This is a genomic window from Herbaspirillum sp. C7C8 (genome assembly GCF_022627875.1).
Taxonomy (GTDB): domain Bacteria; phylum Pseudomonadota; class Gammaproteobacteria; order Burkholderiales; family Burkholderiaceae_D; genus Herbaspirillum.
The window spans coordinates 79,377-99,657 of the sequence record NZ_JABXGG010000009.1; the positions used below are offsets into that span (position 1 = coordinate 79,377).

At 62.3% G+C, this 20,281-nt stretch carries 17 protein-coding genes; all 17 read left to right on the plus strand.

Annotated features, from left to right (window positions below; translation table 11 throughout):
• The first annotated feature begins 300 nt into the window (after nt 1-300).
• The 17 genes from HWE01_RS12490 (at nt 301) to HWE01_RS12570 (ending at nt 20,082) form a co-directional block, all read left to right on the plus strand.
• Entirely contained in the window at nt 301-1,086 is a 786-nt protein-coding gene (locus tag HWE01_RS12490) for a GntR family transcriptional regulator (protein ID WP_034350451.1), read from the plus strand.
• 165 nt (nt 1,087-1,251) lie between these two features.
• Nucleotides 1,252-1,662: a succinate dehydrogenase, cytochrome b556 subunit gene (gene sdhC, locus HWE01_RS12495; protein ID WP_034350450.1), complete on the plus strand. Its 411-nt coding sequence runs from the start codon at nt 1,252-1,254 to the stop codon at nt 1,660-1,662.
• Nucleotides 1,663-1,664: 2 nt separating this feature from the next.
• Nucleotides 1,665-2,030 (plus strand): succinate dehydrogenase, hydrophobic membrane anchor protein, encoded by a 366-nt coding sequence (sdhD, locus tag HWE01_RS12500; RefSeq protein ID WP_008329931.1) that lies wholly within the window; start codon nt 1,665-1,667, stop codon nt 2,028-2,030.
• A 2-nt stretch (nt 2,031-2,032) separates the two neighbouring features.
• Nucleotides 2,033-3,811 carry a succinate dehydrogenase flavoprotein subunit gene (gene sdhA / locus HWE01_RS12505; RefSeq protein WP_008329930.1) on the plus strand — a complete coding sequence of 593 codons (1,779 nt, stop codon included), beginning with the start codon at nt 2,033-2,035 and terminating at the stop codon, nt 3,809-3,811.
• Nucleotides 3,812-3,822: 11 nt separating this feature from the next.
• Nucleotides 3,823-4,533 carry a succinate dehydrogenase iron-sulfur subunit gene (locus tag HWE01_RS12510; protein WP_006463281.1) on the plus strand — a complete coding sequence of 237 codons (711 nt, stop codon included), beginning with the start codon at nt 3,823-3,825 and terminating at the stop codon, nt 4,531-4,533.
• A gap of 132 nt (nt 4,534-4,665) precedes the next feature.
• A complete protein-coding gene (locus HWE01_RS12515; protein WP_008329929.1) occupies nt 4,666-4,950 on the plus strand; it encodes an FAD assembly factor SdhE in 285 nt (94 codons plus the stop codon).
• Between the two features lie 162 nt (nt 4,951-5,112).
• Complete coding sequence (gltA, locus tag HWE01_RS12520) at nt 5,113-6,414, plus strand: citrate synthase (protein WP_008329923.1); 1,302 nt, start codon at nt 5,113-5,115, stop codon at nt 6,412-6,414.
• 367 nt (nt 6,415-6,781) lie between these two features.
• On the plus strand, nt 6,782-9,646 hold the full coding sequence (locus HWE01_RS12525) for a 2-oxoglutarate dehydrogenase E1 component (protein WP_008329922.1): 2,865 nt from the start codon (nt 6,782-6,784) through the stop codon (nt 9,644-9,646).
• Nucleotides 9,647-9,734: 88 nt separating this feature from the next.
• Nucleotides 9,735-10,976 (plus strand): 2-oxoglutarate dehydrogenase complex dihydrolipoyllysine-residue succinyltransferase, encoded by a 1,242-nt coding sequence (odhB, locus tag HWE01_RS12530; RefSeq protein WP_008329921.1) that lies wholly within the window; start codon nt 9,735-9,737, stop codon nt 10,974-10,976.
• Between the two features lie 121 nt (nt 10,977-11,097).
• Nucleotides 11,098-12,525 carry a dihydrolipoyl dehydrogenase gene (gene lpdA, locus HWE01_RS12535; protein ID WP_241821972.1) on the plus strand — a complete coding sequence of 476 codons (1,428 nt, stop codon included), beginning with the start codon at nt 11,098-11,100 and terminating at the stop codon, nt 12,523-12,525.
• A 137-nt stretch (nt 12,526-12,662) separates the two neighbouring features.
• On the plus strand, nt 12,663-13,760 hold the full coding sequence (zapE, locus tag HWE01_RS12540) for a cell division protein ZapE (RefSeq protein WP_241821973.1): 1,098 nt from the start codon (nt 12,663-12,665) through the stop codon (nt 13,758-13,760).
• A gap of 11 nt (nt 13,761-13,771) precedes the next feature.
• A complete protein-coding gene (locus HWE01_RS12545) occupies nt 13,772-14,677 on the plus strand; it encodes a hypothetical protein (RefSeq protein ID WP_008329906.1) in 906 nt (301 codons plus the stop codon).
• A gap of 108 nt (nt 14,678-14,785) precedes the next feature.
• Nucleotides 14,786-14,992, plus strand: a complete 207-nt coding sequence (locus HWE01_RS12550; RefSeq protein ID WP_008329904.1) for a YdcH family protein — start codon at nt 14,786-14,788, stop codon at nt 14,990-14,992.
• A gap of 216 nt (nt 14,993-15,208) precedes the next feature.
• Nucleotides 15,209-17,362: a DNA repair helicase YoaA gene (gene yoaA, locus HWE01_RS12555; RefSeq protein ID WP_241822020.1), complete on the plus strand. Its 2,154-nt coding sequence runs from the start codon at nt 15,209-15,211 to the stop codon at nt 17,360-17,362.
• 1 nt (nt 17,363) lies between these two features.
• Nucleotides 17,364-18,311, plus strand: a complete 948-nt coding sequence (locus HWE01_RS12560; protein ID WP_008329899.1) for a flagellar brake protein — start codon at nt 17,364-17,366, stop codon at nt 18,309-18,311.
• A 71-nt stretch (nt 18,312-18,382) separates the two neighbouring features.
• Nucleotides 18,383-19,120, plus strand: a complete 738-nt coding sequence (gene surE, locus HWE01_RS12565) for a 5'/3'-nucleotidase SurE (protein ID WP_241821974.1) — start codon at nt 18,383-18,385, stop codon at nt 19,118-19,120.
• Nucleotides 19,117-20,082, plus strand: coding sequence for a protein-L-isoaspartate(D-aspartate) O-methyltransferase (locus HWE01_RS12570; protein WP_241821975.1), 966 nt, complete (start codon nt 19,117-19,119; stop codon nt 20,080-20,082). Before surE ends, HWE01_RS12570 begins: the two co-directional genes overlap by 4 nt.
• The last annotated feature ends 199 nt before the right edge of the window (nt 20,083-20,281 follow it).

The window sequence follows — 20,281 nt, forward strand, 5'->3', positions numbered from 1 at the left end:
CGAAAACGCAGTGAGTCAGGTGCTTTCGGGCCGGGTCCTGCCGACAAATCAAAAAGCTGTCAAACTTGTGTTCTGCCTGCAGAAAATGGTCGCATCGGAGAGGTCTTGATGAGAGCGATTCTCGTTATCGTCTACTGGCCGGTAGATCGCTCCCTGCCTGCCTTGCGGCTCTTCAGGTTGCTCGCGAGTGTAGGCTTGCGAAAGACCGCTGTCAATCAATATCTTATGTCTTATATAAGACATATTATTGCCTAGTTTTTGCTGGACGCCGTAAGGAGTTTTGTGGTGAAATTCGAGGTTATGAGCTCGATCCTGCCCAATCCGAACAACGTCGACGCGCAAGCCGCGGGGGCGGGTGTTGCCAGTCCGGCGCCCACCTTCAGTCCGTTGTACCAGCAGATCAAGGCGCTCATCATGCAGCGCCTGGAAGCGGGCGAGTGGAAGCCGGGCGAGCTGATCCCCAGTGAGGTGGAGCTGGGCAGCCGGTTCAAGGTCAGTCAGGGTACGGTGCGCAAGGCTATCGACGAACTGGCAGCCGAAAACCTGGTGGTGCGTCGCCAGGGCAAGGGGACCTTCGTGGCCACCCATCACGAGACGCAGGCGCAGTTCCGCTTCCTCAGGCTCATGGCCGACAGCGACGAGCCGCAGCGTCCCGCCAACAAGATCATCGAAGTCAGGCGCGTACGCGCCTCGGCCGAAGTGGCCCGTCAGCTCGACATGAAGTCGGGTGACTCCGTCATTTTCATTCGCCGGGTAAAATCCTTCAACGGCGTTCCCATCATCCTCGAAGACATCTGGCTGCCTGGCGCCATCTTCAAGGGGCTGACGGCCGAGCGCCTGGTGGAATATCGCGGGCCTCTGTATGGTCTGTTCGAATCCGAGTTCGGTACACGCATGATCCGTGCCGAAGAGCGCATCCGTGCCGTCGGGGCGGATCAGGATGCCGCAGAGTTTCTGGGCGTAGCGCCCCAAACGCCGTTGCTGAGTGTGGAGCGGGCTTCATTTACCTATGGCGACAAGCCGGTGGAAATGCGGCGCGGACTGTACCTGACGACGAATCACCATTACCAAAGCGAGTTGAGCTGAGCAAAGCCGGGTCGGTCATTCCAGCCTCAGGTGCAACGCGCCTGTCCAGTGCAGAAGGACCGGTGTCAAGCCTTTTCGGCATGCTGCGAAGCGCAATAAAAGTTGATGGTGATTTCGAAAATCGGCGAAAATTGCATGATTGTTTTAAACTGAGGAGAACCTTGTATGTCTGAAGCCGCTAAACCACAACGGCCGCAATTTCGTAACATACACCTAACCCAAATTGCCGGCTATCGCATGCCTTTGGCTGCCATCGTCTCGATCATGCACCGCATCAGCGGTCTGTTCCTGTTCCTGATGCTGCCCTTCATCCTGTTCCTGTTGGACAGCAGCCTGCTCTCGGAAGGTACCTTCGCCCATCTCAAGGGCTTCACTTCGGGCTGGTTCGTCAAGCTCGTCATCCTGGCGCTTTCCTGGGCCTACCTGCACCACTTCTGCGCCGGCATCCGTCACCTGATCATGGACAACCACGTCGGTCTGGACAAGGACAGCGCACGCAAGTCCTCGGCAACTGTCCTGGTGATCAGCATCACGCTGATGGTCCTGGTCGCATTGAAACTGTTCGGAGCATTCTGAAAATGGCTGATAACAACATCGGACCCAAGCGCCTGGTCGTCGGCGCCCACTATGGCCTGCGTGACTGGCTGGCACAACGCGCCACCGCCGTCGTGATGGCTGTCTATACCGTCATCCTGCTGGTGTGCTTCTTCACGGCGACCAACTTCAGCTACGAAGGCTGGGCGGCGCTGTTCTCGCATCAATGGTTCAAGGTGGCTACCTTTGCCGTGTTCATGGCCCTGTTCTTCCACGCCTGGATCGGCGTGCGTGACGCGCTCATGGACTACGTCAAGCCCGTTGGCGTTCGCCTGGTCCTGCAAGTTGCCACTATCGTGTGGCTGATCGGTTGCGCTGGCTACGCCGCGCAGATTCTGTGGAGAAACTAATCGTGGCTGCAATCAAATCCGCCATCACTACCCGCCGCTTTGACGCGGTCATCGTCGGCGCCGGTGGCTCCGGCATGCGCGCCTCGCTGCAACTGGCCGAAGCCGGCCTGAACGTTGCTGTCCTGTCCAAAGTCTTCCCGACCCGCTCGCACACCGTGGCTGCCCAAGGCGGCATCGGCGCTTCGCTGGGCAACATGTCCGAAGACAACTGGTACTGGCACATGTTCGACACCGTCAAGGGTTCGGACTACCTGGGCGACCAGGACGCCATCGAATTCATGTGCCGCGAAGCACCGAAGGCCGTCTACGAGCTGGAACACTTCGGCATGCCCTTCGACCGCAACCCGGATGGCACCATCTACCAGCGTCCGTTCGGCGGCCACACCGCCAACCTGGGCGAAAAGCCGGTGCAGCGCGCCTGTGCTGCGGCTGACCGTACCGGTCACGCCCTGCTGCACACCCTGTACCAGCGCAACGTGCGCGCCAAGACCCACTTCTTCGTGGAGTGGATGGCGCTGGACCTGATCCGTAACGAAGAGGGCGACGTCCTCGGCGTGGTCGCGCTGGAAATGGAAACCGGCGAAATCATGATGCTGCACGCCAAGACCACCCTGTTCGCCACCGGCGGTGCAGGCCGTATCTGGGCGGCATCGACCAATGCCTTCATCAACACCGGCGACGGCATGGGCATGGCCGCACGTGCCGGCCTGCCGCTGCAGGACATGGAATTCTGGCAGTTCCACCCGACCGGCGTGGCCGGCGCGGGCGTGCTGATTACCGAAGGCGTGCGCGGCGAAGGCGGCATCCTGATCAACAGCAACGGCGAACGCTTCATGGAGCGCTATGCGCCGACCCTGAAGGACCTGGCCCCGCGTGACTTCGTCTCGCGTTCGATGGACCAGGAAATCAAGGAAGGCCGCGGCGTCGGTCCCCACAAGGATCACGTGCTGCTGGACCTGCGCCACATCGGCGCCGATACCATCAAGAAGCGCCTGCCCTCGATCCTGGAAATCGCCCACAAGTTCGCCAACGTCGACGCGACCAAGGAACCGATCCCCGTCGTGCCGACCATCCACTACCAGATGGGTGGCATCCCCACCAACATCCACGGCCAGGTGGTCGCGCCCAAGGGTGGTTCGATGAAGGAAGTGGTGCAGGGCATGTACGCCATCGGCGAATGCGCCTGCGTGTCGGTGCACGGCGCCAACCGCCTGGGTACCAACTCGCTGCTGGACCTGGTGGTCTTCGGCCGCGCAGCCGGCAACCACATCGTCGGCAGCCGCCTGCAGGACCAGAGCCACAAGCCGATCCCGGCCGGCGCCCTGGACCGCTCGCTGGAACGTATTGCGCACCTGGAAAGCAGCACCGGTTCCGAGCGCGTGCAGGACGTGGCCAACGACATCCGTGCCACCATGCAGAAGTACTGCGGCGTGTTCCGTACCGACGCCCTGCTGCAGGAAGGCTATACCAAGATCATGGAGCTGGACGAGCGCCGCAAGCACGTCTCCTTCAAGGACAAGTCCAAGGTCTTCAACACCGCCCGCGTGGAAGCGCTGGAACTGGACAACCTGATCGAAACGGCCAAGGCCACCATCACCTCGGCAGCGGCTCGCAAGGAATCGCGCGGCGCCCACGCGCACAGCGATTACGAGCAGCGCGACGACGTGAACTGGCTCAAGCACACGCTGTGGTTCTCCGAGGGGAATCGTCTCGACTACAAGCCGGTCAACATGCAGCCGCTGACCGTCGAGACTTTCAAACCTAAAGCACGTACTTTCTAAGAGGTCGCAACATGACTCGCACCCTGAAATTCAAGATCTATCGTTACGATCCGGACAAGGACGACAAGCCGTACATGCAGGACCTGACGGTGGAACTGAAGCCCACCGACAAGATGCTGCTGGACGCCCTGCAACGCATCAAGTCCGACGTCGACGATTCCCTGGCGCTGCGCCGCTCCTGCCGTGAAGGCGTGTGCGGTTCCGACGCCATGAACATCAACGGCAAGAACGGCCTGGCCTGCATCACCAACCTGAACGAACTGACTGAGCCCATCGTTCTGAAGCCGCTGCCTGGCCTGCCGGTGATCCGCGACCTGATCGTCGATATGACGAACTTCTTCAAGCAGTACGATTCGATCAAGCCCTACCTGATCAACGACAGCATTCCGCCCGAGAAGGAACGTCTGCAGTCGCCCGAACAGCGTGAAGAACTCGACGGCGTCTACGAGTGCATCCTGTGCGCCTGCTGCTCGACCTCCTGCCCGTCGTTCTGGTGGAACCCGGACAAGTTCGTCGGCCCGGCTGGCCTGCTGCAAGCCTACCGCTTCATCGCCGACAGCCGCGACGAAGCCACCGGCGCGCGCCTGGACAACCTGGAAGACCCGTACCGCCTGTTCCGTTGCCGTTCCATCATGAACTGCGTCGATGTCTGCCCCAAGGGTCTGAACCCCAACAAGGCCATCGGCAAGATCAAGGAACTGATGGTGCGCCGTTCGGTGTAAGCCGGATCGGTGTGATGCCTGCCAGACCCGCCGTCCATGGCGGGCGGCAGCAAGGGGGAGCCGGGCTGCAAGCGGCTTCCCCGACCGGTTCCTTCGGTTTTGGTCCGGTTGAAGTGAATGGAAAGACTAGAAATGAGCGAGTTCATGACTGAACAGCGTCACCAGGATGATCCGGCCAAGCGGGCGCGACTGCGCTGGCGTGCGCGGCGCGGGCTGCTGGAGAACGATCTGATCCTCACCCGCTATCTCGACGCCAACGAGGCGCAGATGAGCGACGACGAGGTCGATGCCTTCTCGCGCCTGATGGACCTGACCGACAACGACCTGATGGACTTGCTGCTGGCCCGCAAGGAGCCCGAAGCGGCGGTTGACCTGCCCCAAGTGCATGCGTTGCTGAAGAAACTGCGTACTGCCTGACTGTTGCACGAATATTGCGCCTGGCCACAAGCCAGACCGATTTTGCCCGATCGCGGCCTGTTTCCACTCGCCACCCGGCGCATCTGAAGAACGACGATGCCGCCCGGCTTGCGGTCGCGGCGTTTGATTAACGGTTTCACCATCCCAGCAAAAGGAAAAGCTATGTCCAATACCGATATCAAAGCTACCCTGTCGTTCTCCGACGGCTCTCCGTCCGTAGATTTTCCTATCTACAAGGGCAGCATCGGCCCTGATGTGATCGATATCCGCAAGCTCTACGGCGCTACCGGCAAGTTCACCTATGACCCGGGCTTCATGTCCACCGCTTCCTGCAACTCGTCCATCACCTACATCGATGGCGACAAGGGCGAGCTGCTGTACCGCGGCTATCCGATCGAACAGCTGGCAGTGAACTGCGACTTCCTGGAATCCTGCTACCTGCTGCTGCACGGTGAACTGCCCAATACCACCCAGAAGGAAGAATTCGTCAAGACCGTGACCCAGCACACCATGGTGCACGAGCAGATGAACTTCTTCTTCCGTGGCTTCCGCCGCGATGCGCACCCGATGGCGGTGCTGACCGGCTCGGTGGGCGCGCTGTCGGCCTTCTACCACGACTCGCTGGACATCTCCAATGCCAACCACCGCGAAGTCTCGGCCATCCGCATGATCGCCAAGCTGCCGACCCTGGTGGCGATGGCTTACAAGTACAGCATCGGCCAGCCCTTCGTGTACCCGCGCAATGACCTGTCCTACACGGCCAACTTCATGCGCATGATGTTCGCCAATCCGTGCGAAGAGTATCAGGTCAACGAAGTCCTGGTGCGCGCACTGGACCGCATCCTGATCCTGCACGCCGACCACGAGCAGAACGCTTCGACCTCGACCGTGCGTCTGGCCGGCTCCTCCGGTGCCAACCCGTTCGCCTGTATCGCCGCCGGTATCGCCTGCCTGTGGGGTCCTGCCCACGGCGGTGCCAACGAAGCCGCACTGAACATGCTGGAACAGATCGGCTCCGTGGAAAACATCCCCGAGTTCATCAAGCAGGTGAAGGACAAGAACTCCGGCGTGAAGCTGATGGGCTTCGGTCACCGCGTCTACAAGAACTACGACCCGCGTGCCAAGCTGATGCGCGAAACCTGCTACGAAGTCCTGAACGAACTGGGCCTGCACGACGACCCGCTGTTCAAGCTGGCCATGGAGCTGGAAAAGATCGCCCTGGAAGACGACTACTTCGTCTCCCGCAAGCTGTACCCGAACGTCGACTTCTACTCCGGCATCGTGCAGCGCGCCCTGGGTATCCCGACCTCGATGTTCACCTGTATCTTCGCCATGGCCCGTACCATCGGCTGGATCGCCCAGTGGAACGAAATGATCTCGGATCCGGAACAGAAGATCGGCCGTCCGCGTCAGCTGTTCGTCGGCTCGCCGCGTCGCGACGTTCCCCCGATCGACAAGCGCTGATCGCCGGATGTTGTCCGTCTGCCTTGTCGGCCGGACAACAAAGGCGGCTCCAGCGCTGTGCTTCCCGTCTCCCGGGAGTGATGGGGGAGGGAAGCGGGGCCCGCGCAGCAAGGCTTTGCGGGCCGGCGTTGGTGGGCGGAAACGCCTTTTGCTTCAGGTTTCAAATAAAAAAGCGAATCCCTTAGGATTCGCTTTTTTATTTGATATTAGGAGATATAATTCCGATGCGCTGACTGGATGACGTACAGAAGTTCAGGTAGACAAGGTCCTTCCCCCACAACTTGATGCAATCCGCTAACCGGTCAGGCCGTGTCGCGGAAGGTGTAGAAACCCGCTAATCTCGCGAAGCGCGAAGAAAGGTGAGCAAATGACAAAGCTCTACGAGCAATACAACATCAACTCCTACCTGTTCGGTGGGAATGCTCCGTACATCGAAGAACTGTACGAAGCCTACCTGAACAATCCCGGCTCCGTCCCCGACAACTGGCGTGCATACTTCGACGCCGTGCAACACGTTCCCGCTACCGACGGCTCCACCCGTCCTGACGTGGCCCACGCTCCGGTGATCGCTTCCTTCGCCGAACGTGCCAAGCAAGGCCCGATCCGCACCGTCATCGCTTCCGCCGACTCCGACATGGGCCGCAAGCGCGTCGCTGTTACCCAGTTGATCGCCGGCTACCGTGACCTCGGTTCCCGTTTCGCCAACCTGGACCCGCTGCAACGCCAGGAACGCCCCAACATCCCCGAACTCGATCCCTCCTTCTACGGCTTCACCGATGCCGACATGGACATCGTGTTCAACATCAACAACACCTACTTCGGCCCGGAAACCGCCTCCCTGCGCGACCTGCTGCAGATGCTGCGCGACACCTACACGCGCTCCATCGGTGCCGAGTTCACCTACATTTCCGACATGTCGGAAGTGCGCTGGCTGGAAGAGCGCCTGGAACCGACCCGTGCCGTGCCCAGCTTCTCCTCCGACAAGAAGAAGCACATCCTGGAGCGCCTGACCGCTGCAGAAGGCCTGGAGCGCTACCTCCATACCAAGTACGTCGGCCAGAAGCGCTTCTCGCTGGAAGGCGGCGAGTCCTTCATCGCCTCCCTGGATGAAACCATCCAGCGCGCCGGTGAAAAGGGCGTGCAGGAAATCGTGATCGGCATGGCCCACCGCGGCCGTCTGAACGTGCTGGTCAACATCCTGGGCAAGACCCCGCAGGAATTGTTCTCCGAATTCGAAGGTCGCCACGCTGACGACCTGCCGGCCGGTGACGTCAAGTACCACCAAGGTTTCTCCTCGGACGTGTCGACCCCTGGCGGCCCGGTCCACCTGTCGCTGGCCTTCAACCCGTCCCACCTGGAAATCGTCAACCCGGTGGTCGAAGGTTCGGTCAAGGCCCGTATGGATCGCCGCGGCGACAAGGATGGTTCGCAAGTGCTGCCGATCCTGGTGCACGGCGACGCCGCCTTCGCTGGTCAAGGCGTGGTGATGGAAACCCTGAACCTGGCACAGACCCGTGGCTACGGCACGGGCGGCACCGTTCACATCGTCATCAACAACCAGATCGGTTTCACCACTTCCGACCCGCGCGACTCCCGTTCGACCCTGTACTGCTCGGACGTGGTCAAGATGATCGAAGCCCCGGTGCTGCACGTCAACGGCGATGATCCGGAAGCCGTCGTGTTCGCCACCCAGATCGCTGTCGACTACCGCATGAAGTTCAAGAAGGACATCGTGGTTGACATCATCTGCTTCCGCAAGCTGGGCCACAACGAGCAAGATACCCCTGCTCTGACCCAGCCGCTGATGTACAAGAAGATCGCCCAACACCCCGGCACCCGGAAGCTCTACGCCGACAAGCTGGTGACCCAGCAGACCATCCCCGCCGATGGCGGCGAAGAGCTGGTCAAGGCCTACCGCGCTGCGATGGACGCCGGCAAGCACGCCATCGATCCGGTGCTGACCAACTTCAAGAGCAAGTACGCCGTCGACTGGCTGCCGTTCCTGAACCGCAAGTGGACCGACGCCGCCGAAACCGCCGTGCCGATGGCGGAACTGAAGCGCCTGGCCACCAAGATCACCACCGTGCCGGAAGGCTTCAAGGTGCACTCGCTGGTCGAGAAGGTCTTGAACGACCGCGCCGCCATGGGTCGTGGTGAAATGAACCTGGACTGGGGCATGGGCGAACACCTGGCCTACGCCAGCCTGGTCTCCTCCGGCTATGCCGTGCGCCTGACCGGTCAGGATGCCGGCCGTGGCACCTTCACCCACCGTCACGCGGTGCTGCACGACCAGAACCGCGAGCGTTGGGATGCCGGTACCTTCATCCCGCTGCAGAACGTGGCCGAGAACCAGTCCACCTTCACCGTGATCGACTCGGTGCTGTCCGAAGAAGCCGTGCTGGCCTTCGAATACGGCTACTCGACTGCTGAACCGAACACCCTGACCATCTGGGAAGCCCAGTTCGGCGACTTCGCCAACGGTGCCCAGGTCGTGATGGACCAGTTCATCAGCTCCGGCGAAGTGAAGTGGGGCCGTGCCTCGGGTCTGGTGCAGATGCTGCCCCACGGCTACGAAGGCCAGGGTCCGGAACACTCCTCGGCACGTATCGAGCGTTACCTCCAGCTGTGCGCCGACAACAACATGCAGGTCGTGCAGCCCACCACCGCTGCGCAGATCTTCCACCTGCTGCGCCGCCAGATGATCCGCCTGTTCCGCAAGCCGCTGATCATCATGACCCCGAAGTCGCTGCTGCGTAACAAGGATGCCGGTTCGCCCCTGTCCGACCTGGCCAAGGGTTCGTTCCAGACCGTGATCCCGGAAGTCGACGAAACCATCGACGCCAAGAAGGTCAAGCGCATCGTCGCCTGCTCGGGCAAGGTGTACTACGACCTGGTCAACGCCCGCAAGGAACGCGGCCAGACCGATACCGCCATCATCCGCGTCGAGCAGCTGTATCCGTTCCCGCACAAGGCCTTCGCGGCCGCGTTGAAGCAGTTCCCCAACTTCAACGAACTGGTGTGGGCACAGGATGAGCCGCAGAACCAGGGCGCCTGGCTGCAGATCCAGCACAACATCTTCGAGAATCTCTCCGAAGGTCAGAAGCTGGCCTATGCAGGCCGCCCGGCCAGCGCCTCGCCGGCCGTCGGTTACTACGACAAGCACTACGCACAGCAAAAGGCACTGATCGAAACCGCCTTCGCCAAGCTCAAGGGCTTTGTGCTGACCAAGTAATCATCGATGCAAACGGGACGCGCTGCGAGGGCAGTGCGTCCCTGTTTCCATAAGAACGAAATCACCCGAAAATCGGAGAATCCTGAAAATGGCTCAAATCGAAGTAAAAGTCCCGCAGTTGTCGGAATCCGTCGCCGAAGCGACCCTGCTGCAATGGCACAAGAAGGTTGGCGAACCCGTCGCCCGTGACGAAAACCTGATCGACATCGAGACCGACAAGGTCGTGCTGGAACTGCCCTCGCCGGACGCCGGCGTGATCACCCAGATCATCAAGGCCGACGGCGCCACCGTCGTGGCCGGTGAAGTGATCGCCATCCTGGACACCGACGCATCCGCCCAAGTGGCCCCGACCGAAGTCAAGGCCGCTCCCGCTCCCCAAGCCACCAACGAACCGACTCCGGTTGCCGCTCCCGAGCTGGCTTCCAAGGGCGATGTCGCCATGCCCGCCGCTGCCAAGCTGCTGGCCGACAACAACCTGTCGACCTCGCAAGTCACCGGCACCGGCAAGGATGGCCGCGTGACCAAGGGCGACGTGCTGGGCGCCCTGTCGGCGCCTGCCGCTGCACCTGCTGCTGCCGCCAAGCCGGCCCTGGCGCAAGTGGCCGCACCGGTCAAGGCCGGTCTGGAAAGCCGTCCGGAACAGCGCGTGCCGATGAGCCGCCTGCGTGCCCGCGTGGCCGAGCGTCTGGTCCAGTCGCAATCGACCAACGCCATCCTGACCACCTTCAACGAAGTCAACATGCAGCCGGTCATCGACCTGCGCAACAAGTACAAGGACAAGTTCGAGAAGGAACACGGCGTCAAGCTGGGCTTCATGTCCTTCTTCGTCAAGGCAGTCGTGCATGCCCTGAAGAAGTACCCGATCGTCAACGCCTCGGTCGATGGCAATGACATCGTCTACCACGGCTACTTCGACATCGGTGTGGCCGTCGGTTCGCCGCGCGGCCTGGTGGTGCCCATCCTGCGTGATGCGGACCAGATGTCGATTGCCGACATCGAGAAGAAGATCGGTGAATTCGGCCAGAAGGCCAAGGACGGCAAGCTGTCCATCGAAGAACTGTCGGGCGGTACCTTCACCGTCTCCAACGGCGGTACCTTCGGTTCCATGCTGTCGACCCCGATCATCAACCCGCCGCAATCGGCGATCCTGGGCATCCACGCCACCAAGGAACGTGCTGTGGTTGAAAACGGCCAGGTCGTGGTCCGTCCGATCAACTACTTCGCGCTGTCCTATGACCACCGCATCATCGACGGCCGCGAAGCCGTCCTGTCGCTGGTCGCGATCAAGGAAGCACTGGAAGATCCGGCACGCCTGCTGCTGGATCTGTAAGCAACCGGCCATCACGGCGTGAGCGAGGCGCTGAACGGCCCCCAGGCATTCAGCGCCTTTTTGCATCCGCTTCGGACCAAGAGATCAGAGCGGATGCGCACAACGAATCAGGAATACACACATGAGCAAGAATTTTGACGTAGTCGTCATCGGTGGCGGCCCCGGCGGTTACATCGCCGCCATCCGCGCAGCGCAACTGGGCTTCAACACCGCCTGCATCGACGAATGGAAGAATGAAAAGGGCGGCCCCGCACCGGGCGGCACCTGCACCAACGTCGGCTGCATCCCCTCCAAGGCGCTGCTGCAATCCTCCGAACACTATGAGCACGCCAGCCACGGCTTCGCCGAGCACGGCATCGAAGTCAAGGGCCTGGGCCTGAACCTGGAAAAGATGCTGGGTCGCAAGAACACCGTGGTCAAGCAGAACAACGACGGCATCCTGTACCTGTTCAAGAAGAACAAGGTCACCTTCTTCCACGGCCGTGGCTCCTTCGTCAAGGGCGATGCCAATGGCTACGAGATCAAGGTCGCCGGTGCTGCCGAAGAAACCATCACTGCCAAGCACGTGATCGTGGCCACCGGTTCGAACGCCCGTGCACTGCCGGGCGCCGAGTTCGACGAAAAGCTGATCCTCTCCAACACCGGTGCACTGTCCATCACCGAAGTGCCGAAGAAGCTGGGCGTGATCGGTGCCGGCGTGATCGGCCTGGAAATGGGTTCGGTCTGGCGTCGCCTGGGCGCGGAAGTGACCGTGCTGGAAGCACTGCCGACCTTCCTGGGTGCGGTGGATGAACAGATCGCCAAGGAAGCCCAGAAGCTGCTGACCAAGCAAGGCCTGGCCGTGAACCTGGGTGTGAAGATCGGCACCATCAAGGCCGGCAAGAACAGCGTTTCCGTCGAATACACCGATGCCAAGGGCGAAGCCCATACCGGCGAATTCGACAAGCTGATCATCTCGATCGGCCGTACCCCCAACACCATTGGCCTGAACGCCGAAGGCGTGGGCCTGAAGCTGGACGAGCGCGGCTTCATCGCCGTGGACGGCGACTGCAAGACCAACCTGCCCAACGTGTGGGCGGTGGGTGACGTGGTGCGCGGCCCGATGCTGGCCCACAAGGCGGAAGAAGAAGGCGTTGCCGTGGCCGAGCGTATCGCTGGCCAGCATGGTCACGTCAACTTCAACACCATTCCCTGGGTCATCTACACCTCGCCGGAAATCGCCTGGGTCGGCAAGACCGAGCAGCAATTGAAGGCCGAAGGCGTGCAGTACAAGGCCGGTACCTTCCCGTTCCTGGCCAATGGTCGCGCCCGTGCGCTGGGTGATACTTCGGGTATGGTGAAGTTCCTGGCCGATGCCAAGACCGATGAAATCCTGGGTGTGCACATCGTCGGCCCGATGGCTTCCGAGCTGATCTCCGAAGCCGTGGTGGCGATGGAATTCCGTGCTTCGTCGGAAGACATCGCCCGTATCTGCCACGCTCACCCCTCGCTGTCCGAAGCGACCAAGGAAGCGGCTCTGGCCGTCGACAAGCGCGCACTGAACTTCTGATGCGCGATCAGTGCGACAATACGGGTCGCTCATGCCTGCCAGCATGGCCAGGTTTGAGTTGCCCGCATAGTGCGCATTGAGATGTCAACCGAATGGGCGAGCCTGGCTCGCCCATTGTCGTTTTACAAGACCACACCATGGATGTCCGTCAATTCTACGAACAGTCGCTGTCCCAGCGCGGTTATCAATCCGATGAGGCGCAACTGCGCGCCATCGAGCGCCTGCAGCGCGCCTATGAGGAATGGGTCGCTTACAAGGCCCAGCGCGCCTCCGCCTTCAAGCGCCTGATCAGCCGGCCTGCGGTGCCGCGCGGTGTCTACATGTGGGGTGGGGTAGGGCGCGGCAAGTCCTTCCTGATGGACAGCTTTTATTCCGTGGTGCCGGTGGTGCGCAAGACGCGCCTGCACTTCCATGAATTCATGCGCGACGTGCATCGCCAGCTTGATGAATTGAAGGGGATTTCCGATCCCCTCGATGAAGTCGCCAAGCGCATCGCCAAGAAGTATCGCCTGATCTGTTTCGACGAATTCCACGTCTCCGACATCGCCGATGCGATGATCCTCTACAACCTGTTGAAGGGCCTGTTCGACCATGGCGTGTCGTTCGTGATGACCTCCAACTACGAGCCGAGCACGCTCTACCCGGATGGCCTGCATCGCGACCGCATGCTGCCCACCATTGCATTGCTCAAGGACAAGCTGGACGTCATGAATATCGACGCCGGCATCGACTACCGCAAGCGGGTACTGGAGCAGGTGAAGGTGTATCACACCCCGTTGAATGCCAAGACCGATGAAGAATTGCGCAGCGCCTTTGCCGCCGTCGCCGAAGCCGCCGACGAAGATCCGCGCGTACATATCGAAGCCCGGGAGATCCGCGCCCTGCGCCGTGCGGGCAGTGTGATCTGGTTCGACTTCGCCACGCTGTGCGGTGGCCCGCGCTCGCAGAACGATTACCTGGAACTGGCCAGCCGCTTCCAGACCGTGATCCTGTCAGGCATTCCGTGCATGTCGGCGGCGATGTCCTCGGAGGCGCGCCGCTTCACCTGGCTGATCGACGTCTTCTATGATCACAAGGTCAAGCTGATCATGTCGGCCGCCGTGGAGCCGGACGAGCTTTACACCGTCGGTACGCTCTCCAACGAATTCCACCGCACCGTTTCACGTATCATTGAGATGCAGTCGAAGGAATACCTGGATGCGGATCGCCGCACGATTGCCGACAGCCTCTCCTGAACAACCATCTGATGAACAAGAAATCCATGCAAGGTCTTTTTGCCGATGCCAAAGGCGTTACCTCTTCCCTGTGCGGCCTGATGCTGACCCTGGTCGCTGGTGCCACCATGGCGCAAGGGCAGGCATCGACCCAGGCCGCTGCGGGCGTGCAACCGGCGCAGACCCAGGCGAGCCCGGTATCCCCGGCGGCGGCACCGGTAGCGACGATGAGCCGTGAACGCTTCGACGAACTGGAAGCGCGTCCGCCCATCGCGCAGCGTTACCCTGCGGGGTCCATCAAGTCGGACGAGCTGGCCCAGAAAGCGCTGGAGGAAGCGGCTGAGGATCGCCAGGCGGCCGAGCTGCGCTACATCCTCGACCAGCGTGCCTGCTATCCCAAGTTCCTGGTCTCGGACTGCCTGGAAGCCGCGCGTGACCGCAAGCGTCTGACCGACAAGGGCATCAAGGCCGTGGAATACGAGGCCAAGGTCTTCCAGCGCCAGGCCGCAGTAGATGACCGTGATCGTTCGCTGGCCGAGCAGCGCGCCAAGGACGAGGAGGATTCCGCCCGTCGTCTGGCCGAGCAGAAGCAGAAGGAGGCCGATTCCGCCCGCAAGGTCAAGGAAAGCCGCGCCAAGAACAGCGAAGTGCAGCAGCGGATCGACCAGAGCAAGGATGTACCCGCCGATTACCGCGTGCGTCAGCATGAGGCCGAGGTACAGCGCCAGAAGGCCGAGGAAGCCGCGCGCGCACCGGCCCGTGCGGCCAACGCCGCTGAACGCCAGCGCCGCATCCAGCAAGCCGAGGAGCATCGCCTGGAAGTAGAGCGCAAGAAGGCCGAGAACGAGCGGGAACGTGCCGAGCGCAAGCAGAAGCAGCAACAGCAACTGGATCAGCAACAGCAACAGCAGCAATCGCAGCAGCCCGTCGCCAAGTAAGCAGGCAAGCCGCTTGGCGGCTGGACTTTTCTTCCGCCGTACACGTCGATTTGGCGTGTACCGGCGGGTGCATTACACTAGCAAGCACATCAGCAACCAGCCGCCATCATGACCAGTACGCATCGCGAAGACATCCAGCGCCGCATCATCGAACTCGAAGTCGAGCACCGTGATCTCGATAGCGTGATCGACATGCTCACCCGCGATGCCCGTTCCGAGGACCTGCAACTGCGCCGCCTCAAGAAGCGCAAACTGCAATTGAAGGACCACATCGCGCTGCTGAAGATGCAGCTGGTACCCGATATCCCCGCCTGAATCCCGTTGTCCGCCTGCCTGTGCAGGCGTCGCTCACGAATTCTCAAGCGCGATGGCACGGATCTTTCATGCCAGTCAGGGGCGCGCTGCCGACTCCGCGTAAAATAGCGCCTTGTTCCCAATGACGTGCAAGTTGCGCCGGCGTCACCGATGCCTGCGCCGCACGTGTTTTCCTACAGGTTTGCCGCAGTGACAGCTCCAGACGCCCCCGCCGACATGGCCGACAGCCGCGCCCGCACCGTTCCCGCCGAGACCGAGGGTACCAATCCCGACGCACCTGGCATCCATGATGCCGAGGTCGAGCGCCTCTTCGGTGCTGGTGGTCCCCTCGGTGGTGCCGTCGGCAGCTACCGTCCGCGTCATGCCCAGACCGAAATGGCCAAGGCCATCGCCGCGGCCATCACCAGCCAGGGTACGCTGATCGCCGAGGCCGGTACCGGTACCGGCAAGACCTTTGCCTACCTGGTCCCTGCGCTGCTGTGGGGCGGCAAGACCATCGTCTCCACCGGCACCAAGACGCTGCAGGATCAGCTTTTCAATCGCGATATCCCGACCGTGCGCAAGGCCTTGCATGCACCGGTCTCTGTGGCACTGCTCAAGGGGCGCAGCAACTACGTCTGCCATTTCCATCTGGAGCGCACACTGCAGAACGGTCGCCTGACCGCACGCGAGGATGTCGGTTACCTGCGCGAGATCTCGCGCTTCGTCAAATCCACCTCGTCCGGTGACAAGGCCGAGCTGACCAAGGTGCCCGAGACGGCCTCGGTATGGAATCTGGTGACCTCCACCCGCGATACCTGCTTTGGCGCCGAATGCCAGTACTACCAGGACTGCTTCGTGATGAAGGCGCGCAAGGAAGCGCAGCAGGCCGACGTGGTGGTGGTCAACCATCACCTGTTCTTTGCCGATGTGGCGCTCAAGGACACCGGCATCGCCGAACTGCTGCCCTCGGCCAACACCGTCATCTTCGACGAGGCGCATCAGTTGCCCGATACCGCCACGCTGTTCTTCGGCGAAACCATTTCCACCTCGCAGATTCTGGAACTGTGCCGCGACGTGTTGGCCGAAGGCCTGTCGCACGCCCGCGACGGCGCCGACTGGGCGCGCCTGGTGGCGCCGGTGGAGCGGGCGGCGCGGGATCTGCGGCTGGCCTTCCCGGAAGAATCCGTACGGCTGGCGCTGAACCAGATCGCTCCCTCCAGCGCCTTCTTCCCCGCGCTCGATACCCTGAAAGACTGCATGGACGACATGATCGCCGTGCTGGAAAAACAGGCCGAGCGTGCCGAGACCATCGAGCAATGCCGTGACCGCGCCAATGAATTGCTGCGCCAGCTGGAGAACTGGGGGACGCCCGACGAGCTGGCCAAGATCCAGGCCGAAGCCGCCGCCAAGGCAGCGGCCAAGCCCGCCGACAACAAGCGGGAGGCAGCGGGCGAGGAGCAGGAAGAGCCGCCGGCCCAGAAACCCTTTTACGTGCTGTGGGTGGAAGCCTTCCAGTCCTCGCTGCAGCTGCACCGTACACCACTGTCCATCGCGCCCATCTTCAACAAGCAGCGCGAGGGTACGCCACGCTCATGGATATTCACTTCCGCGACGCTGGCAGTGAAGAAAGATTTCAATCACTATGCCGCCCAGATGGGCTTGTGGAATGCGCCTGCGCAATCCTGGCCCAGTCCCTTCAATTATGGCGAGCAGGGCCTTCTGTACGTGCCGCAGAACCTGCCGCAGCCCAATTCCTTTGAGTACACGGATGCGGTGATCGATGCCGCGCTGCCCACCATCGAGGCCGCCGGTGGTCGCTGCTTCTTCCTGTGCACCACCCTGCGCGCGGTCAATCGCGCCGCCGAGCGACTGCGTACCGAGTTCGCTGCGCGTGGTCACGACTTCCCGCTGTTCGTGCAGGGCGAGGCCGGTCGCACGGAGTTGCTCGACCGTTTCCGTGCGGCGGGCAATGGCGTGCTGATCGGCAGCCAGAGCTTCTGGGAAGGCGTGGACGTGCGCGGAGATGCGCTCTCGCTGGTGATCATCGACAAGCTGCCGTTCTCGCCGCCGGATGATCCGGTGCTGGCTGCACGCATCAGCGAGATGGAAAAGCAGGGTTTGAACGGTTTCGTGCACCATCAACTGCCGGCCGCCATCATCAACCTCAAGCAGGGCGCTGGCCGCCTGATCCGTGATGAGGGCGATCGTGGCGTGCTGATGATCTGCGACCCGCGCATCATTACCAAGAATTATGGTCGTCGCATCTGGCAGAGCCTGCCCCCCTTCAAGCGCACGCGCGAACTGGAGGTGGTGCAGGCCTTCTTCCGCGAAGAGGATGCGCGCCGGGCGGCTGCGGCTGGCGGCGAGGACGCTGCGGCGGAGGCTTGACATGGCGGACCACACCTCGCTGGTGCCGGTGCGCGCCTCCGAACTGGCTCTGGGCCGTCCTGCGCCCTGGCCGATCTACAACGAAGCCGGCAAGCTGCTGCTGGCACGGGGCACCCTGATCGATACTCCGGACCAACTGGCCGGCCTGATCGAGAATGGTCTGTATCGCAATGCCAACTGGATTGCCGAGCCGGATACGGAATCGGTTCGGCTGCCGCAGGCACGTGACGTGCTGCGCAAGAAGCAGGGCGGCAAGAAGCCTCTGAAGCCCTCGGCGGCGGTGCGCGGCCAGGAAAGCGTGATTACCCTGGACGAAGTGCGCTGGCAGATCGGAGATACGCTCTGGCTGCAGTTTGCCGATGATGTCGGCCAGCGCCATGCGGTCTCGCTGGTGGGTTGCCTGCCCAACCGCAGCATCCTGGTCACGGCACCGCAAAAGGAGGGCAAGCAGATCTTCCTGCGCGAGGGGCAGGCCTTTGTCGTGCGCGCTCTGACCGGTCGCCGTGCCTATGCCTTTGCGGCGCAACTGCTGAAGTATCAGCACACACCGTTCGTCTACCTGCATCTTTCCCTGCCCAGGGAAGTCCGTTCCACTGTGATCCGTCAGGCTACCCGCGTGCCCGTTGGCGCGGAAGGTTACCTGGCGGTGGATGGCAGCCAGCCGCTGGCGGCCAGCGTGATCGACCTGAGCCTGGCCGGCGCCTCGCTGGTGGCGACCTCGCTCTCCGGCAAGGTGGCGGCAAAGAAGGGCGTGACGGGCAAGCTGCGCTTCGTGGCTTCGGTGGCGGACCAGCAATTGCCGCTGGAGCTTCCGGTGGTGTTGCGGGCGGTAGAATCGCTGGGTGAGGCCGATTTCCATCAGTACGGGGTGGAATTTGCGCAACTGACGGTGCGCGACAAGCTGGTGCTGTCGGCCTATGTCTATCAGGAACTGACCATGCAGGAATAGAGGGTGCGCGGGGGATGAGAATGTCGGCAAGAGGGTCTGCCCAAGGCTCGGCTTCGGTTAAAATTCAGCCCATGAAAATCCTCATCAGCAACGACGACGGCTACCTTGCGCCCGGCATCAATGCCCTGGCCGAGGCGCTTGCACCGATCGCCGATATCACCGTGGTGGCGCCCGACAGCAATCGCTCGGGCAGCTCCAACTCCCTGACGCTGGATCGTCCGCTGTGGGTGGAGCAGGCCCCCAACGGCTTCTACTACCTCAACGGCACGCCTTCGGACTGCGTCCACGTGGCCCTCACCGGACTGTTGAAGGAGCGTCCCGACCTGATCGTCTCCGGCATCAACCAGGGGCAGAACATGGGCGACGATACGCTCTATTCCGGTACGGTGGCGGCGGCGACCGAGGGCTTCCTGTTCGGCATCCCCTCCATTGCGTTTTCGCAACTGCACAAGGGCTGGGGCGAACTGGCGTCGGCCGCGCGCATCGCTCGCGAGATCGTGGAGCGCCGCTTCGACAGCCTGCCCAAGCCTTACCTGCTCAACGTCAACATTCCCAACCTGCCGTACGCGCAGATCAAGGGCAGCGTGGCCACGCGCCTGGGCAAGCGCCACATGTCCGAGCCGGTCCACAAGCTGACCGATCCGTACGGCCGTGACCTGTACTGGATCGGACCGGCGGGGGCGGCCAAGGATGGCGGCGAGGGCACCGATTTCCATGCCACTGCCAACGGCTATGTGTCCATCACGCCGCTGCAGATCGATCTCACCCATACTGCACAACTGGACAACCTCAAGAAAGCGCTTGCATGAACGACAAGCCCAGCCGCTTTCCGCTGAGCCTGTCCTCGGTGGTCGACAAGAAGAAGACCGCCGGTGCCGGCCGGGACGCGGCTGGCCGTACCCCGGCCACCACGCAGACGGCGGCCAAGAATGCCGCCCAGTCTTTGCAGCGTGCCGCCTTGAAGCCGGTGCAGCAGGGCCTGGCCCAGGCGCTGCGCCCGCCGCCGGCACCGCCGCGCGCGCCGGTGGCGCCGACCCAGCCATTGCTGAGTGCGGCGCCGGCGCCGCGCACCGCGGTCCGGAACGTGATGACGGTGACCCAGACCAATGCCTCGCACCACGCTTCTCCGCTGGCCTCCGAGGCGGTGCGCAAGGCCATGGTCGCGCGCGTGGCCAAGCAGGGGGTGGCCGATGCCAAGGTGCTGGCGGCGCTGGAGGCGGTGCCGCGCCACATGTTCGTGGAGCCCGGTCTGGCCAGCCAGGCGTATATCGATGCGTCTTTGCCCATCGGCCATCATCAGACCATTTCGCAGCCCTACATCGTGGCGCGCATGATCGAGCTGATGCGCCAGAACCGCCATGGCGGACGTCTGGACCGGGTGCTGGAGATCGGTACCGGCTGCGGCTACCAGGCCGCCGTGCTCTCGCGCGTGGCGGGCGAGGTGTATTCCATCGAGCGCATCAAGCCCCTGCATGAACTGGCCAAGACCAATCTGCGTCCCTTGCGCGTGGCAAACCTCCGCTTGCATTACGGAGATGGTATGCTTGGCCTGCCGCAGGTTGCGCCTTTCGATGGCATCATCCTCGCGGCGGCCGGACTGGAAGTGCCGCAGGCCCTGCTGGAACAGCTGGCCATTGGCGGCCGGCTGGTGGCACCCGTGGGCGAACGCCAGCAGGTGCTGGAACTGATTGAACGTGTCGGCCAGCGCGACTGGCGCCGTACTACCCTGGAGCAGTGCCATTTCGTGCCGTTGCGCCCGGGAACGGTGTGATCTCGGGAGTGTCGGCGAACGTAGAACGCAGAACGCAGAACGCAATGCGCAGTACCGGCGGAGATCAGGTCCGCCACGTATCATCGAACAGGGAACGGGCGGCAACAAGCACAAGCATCCAAGCCGCGGGTCGATGAAGAGAGCGGATGGGCAGGCGAGGGGGCCGCATTTCCCTGGTGAACTTCTGGCGCTGGCTGCT